Raw genomic sequence first — 3,527 nt, forward strand, 5'->3', positions numbered from 1 at the left:
AACCTGCCGATGGAAACAACCGAACATCGGGCCGTGCAGACTATCGTTGCGGAATATAACCGTATCTCGACAAGCCTGGACTTGTCCCGAATTATTTCCGCCTCTTCATCTCTTTTCGGCGGCTTTTTGCTCGAATTGAGCGGGTGATATTCCTCCGAGTGTCGAATGCCTTCTGCGTATATTGTAAAATCCGTTGATGTATTTGAAAAGCGCCTCTGTCAGCTGTTGACGTGTTTGCCACGTATGTCGCCAAATCAATTCCGCCTTCAGTGTCTTGAAGAATGTTTCTGACACAGCATTATCCCAGCAATTTCCTTTTCCACTCATTGAGACTTGGAATTCGAGCTGCTTTAGCCGTTTCTGATAGTCATGAGCACAATATTGACTGCCTCGGTCTGTATGATGAATGCAGCCTGGCTTTGGATTGCGCAAAGCGATCGCTCTGTTCAATGCCTGTAATGCAAGGTTTTGTTTCAAACGATCACTGACAGCCCAACCCACAACGCGCCTTGAATGAAGATCGATGATGACAGCCAGATATAACCATCCTTCTCGGGTCCATAAGTAACTGATATCACCCGCCCATTTCTGATTGGGCTTGTCAGCTGAGAAGTCCTGATTGCGGGTTTCACTAATTCACGGACACCTTTTTCAGTAATATGCGGACAGCCATTACGGTAATTCGCGGACAGCGATTTCAGTAATGTGCGGACAGTTCGCGCGCGTTTTTGCAGGTGCCGATTGCGCATGATTTTCTTCCTGTTTTCACCAGGAGGAACGATGCCAAGACGGAAGCAAGCAAAGCGTATTACGATGAGAGATATTCGTTCAATATTACGACTGACCTTCGAACAGGGGCTGTCGGTTCGCGAGGTTTCAGAGCGACTTCGCATTGGGAAGACTGCGGTTTCAACCTATCTGCACCGGGCTCGGCAGGCAGGTATTTGCATGTGGCCGATACCTGCTGCCTATGATGATGACATCCAGCTTGAGAGACTGTTGTTCAAACAGGCCGGCCGGCCAGCCCAGGATACGCAGGAACCGGATTTTGCGTATGTTTCGCGGGAACTGAAGCGTAAGGGCGTGACGCTGACCCTTCTGTGGCAGGAGTATCGCACGGCGCATCCTGATGGTTATGGATACACGTGGTTCTGCACGAATTTTGCAGCTTTTGAGCAGAGGCTGTCCCCGACCTATCGCAATCGGCATGAGGTCGGAGCCACCATGCAGACGGATTATGCGGGCCAGACGGTGCCGCTCATCAATCCGAAAACCGGAGAGATCCGTCAGGCACAGATCTTTGTCGCGGTTCTTCCCGCGTCCAATCTGGCCTTCTCCTATGCCAGCGAGAGCCAGAAACTTCCAGACTGGATCGAAGGGCAAAAGCGGGCGCTGATCTATTTTGGCGGTGTGACGAAGGCCATTGTCTGCGATAACCTCAAATCCGGTGTCGCAGTTGCCCTATGGTTCGAGCCAACGATCACCGCGACCTTCGAAGCGTTTAGCGAACATTATGGCACGACCGTATTACCGACACGGGTGAGACGGGCCCGGGATAAGGCAAAAATCGAGGGATCGGTTTTAATCACCGAGCGCTGGATTCTGGCACGGCTTCGCAATCAGACTTTCTTCTCACTGGAGGACCTGAATGCCGCCATTGGCAAGCTTCTGGAAGATATCAACAACCGCCCCATGCGCCATTACGGCAAATCCCGGCGCGAATTGTTCGAGGAGCTTGAGCGCACTGCTCTTGCTCCACTGCCCGCGACAGACTTCGAATATGCGGAGTGGAAATCGGCGAAGGTTCACCCCGATTACCATATTGATGTAGCCAAAACCTTCTATTCGGTACCGCACCAACTGATCGGCAAAAAGGTTACCGTGCGCCTCACACATCAAGTGGTCGAAATATTCTTTAACCACAAGCGGGTCGCATCTCATCGCCGTCGTTCCGAGCGCAACGGGCACGTCACGGTGAAGGAGCATATGCCCAAATCCCATCAGCGGCATGCCGGGATGAATGCGGCAAGCCTGATCCGGGATGCCAGCAAGATCAGCGTCAACACAGGTATCTTCGTTGAACGGGTCATCCGCGACAAACCACATCCCGAACAGGGATACCGTGCGGCGCTCGGCATTCTTTCCCTTGCCCGGCGCTACGAGCATGATCGCCTCGACGCCGCCTGCGAGCGGGCGCTTGTCATCAATGCGCTGACCTACACCTCCGTCCGTTCCATTCTGCAGGCGGGTCTCGACCGGGCAAGCCCGGCCGAGGAAGTCAGAAAGCCACTGCCCACTCATTCCAACATTCGCGGTCGTGGCTATTACCATTGAAATCGCTGGCAATAATGCTGGCGCCCTGCCTGAAGCCCTGAAGCGCTACGCAATGTGGGAAGCTTCGCGCCCCAGGGGCTTCAGGCCTATCGATCGAGCTGACAGCACTAAACGTAGTCTATCAGTATCGGCACCCCCCAAGAAAGAAGGAATGACAATGCTGACCAATCCAACGCTTGAAAACATGTACACGCTTGGTCTGTCGGGCATGGCAATGGCCTGGCGGGAACTGTCTGAACAGCCAGACGCCCGGGCGATGAACAAAGAAGAGTGGTTGGGCCTTATGCTCGACAGGGAGATCGCCGTACGCGCCGACAAGCGGCTGACGACACGTCTGGCGGCCGCAAAGCTACGCTTCCCGGAAGCCTGTGTCGAAGACATTGATTTCCGCGCGGCCAGAAACCTCGACCGCCGTGCGACAATGGCGCTGGCGCAAGGGCAATGGCTTAAGAACCATGAGAATTTGATCGTGTGCGGGAAAACCGGTACGGGCAAGTCATGGCTGGCCTGTGCTCTGGGCCGTCAGGCCGCACGACATGACCATTCGGTTCTCTATGTCCGCGCGCCTCGTCTCTTCGAGGATCTCGCCATGGCAAAGTTGGATGGCCGCTATCCAAGGCTCATGAACCGACTGATGAAAGTGCAACTGCTGATCCTTGATGACTTCGCCACTCATGTCCTCAGCGAACAGCAGCGCTTCCATCTCTTCGAGATTATCGAAGAACGATACCAGCGCAGGTCAACGCTCATCACGGCTCAGGTCCCCGTGAATGCCTGGCATGACCTCATCGCAGACGCCACGGTCGCCGACGCAATATTGGACCGCGTCGTGCACAATGCTCATCGCATCAATTTGGAAGGAGATAGTATGCGCAAAGCCAAATCCGGAATTGACACCATACCCAATATGCACGACGAAAGAACAGAAGGCTGATTAACAACAGACCTGAAAAACGCTGCGGCTGAACTGTCCGCGAATTAGCGAAGCAAGTGTCCGCGATTTAATGAAATCGCTGTCCGCGAATTCTGAAATACGCAGTCCTGATCCAGTAAGTTCGGCGCTATGTTAAAAGTATGGTTGCTGTCAGTTGTCACCTTATGCTTGCGTGTTCTGATCGCATAAATGTTGTTTTGGCGCATCAAACGCCCAACGCGGCGATGCCCGACAGATAATCCAATATCTCGGAGCTCTT

At 53.6% G+C, this 3,527-nt stretch carries 2 protein-coding genes and 3 pseudogenes; 3 read left to right on the forward strand and 2 right to left on the reverse strand.

The features are described 5' to 3' along the window. Positions 1-78, forward strand: a pseudogene (locus KWJ32_RS27745) (YecA family protein); the annotation flags it as partial. 27 nt (positions 79-105) lie between these two features. On the opposite strand, the pseudogene KWJ32_RS27750 reads toward KWJ32_RS27745, so the two are convergent. Further along, positions 106-621, reverse strand: a pseudogene (locus KWJ32_RS27750) (IS3 family transposase); the annotation flags it as partial. A 159-nt stretch (positions 622-780) separates the two neighbouring features. On the opposite strand from KWJ32_RS27750, the gene istA reads away from it, so the two are divergent. Next, complete coding sequence (istA, locus tag KWJ32_RS27755) at positions 781-2,334, forward strand: IS21 family transposase (RefSeq protein WP_080514310.1); 1,554 nt, start codon at positions 781-783, stop codon at positions 2,332-2,334. 157 nt (positions 2,335-2,491) lie between these two features. Then, positions 2,492-3,268: an IS21-like element helper ATPase IstB gene (gene istB / locus KWJ32_RS27760; protein ID WP_012090960.1), complete on the forward strand. Its 777-nt coding sequence runs from the start codon at positions 2,492-2,494 to the stop codon at positions 3,266-3,268. Between the two features lie 104 nt (positions 3,269-3,372). Here the strand turns inward: istB and KWJ32_RS27765 are convergent. Next, a pseudogene (locus KWJ32_RS27765) lies at positions 3,373-3,527 on the reverse strand (IS3 family transposase); the annotation flags it as partial.

The organism is Ochrobactrum sp. BTU2 (assembly GCF_024539785.1).
Classification (GTDB): Bacteria; Pseudomonadota; Alphaproteobacteria; order Rhizobiales; family Rhizobiaceae; genus Brucella; species Brucella anthropi.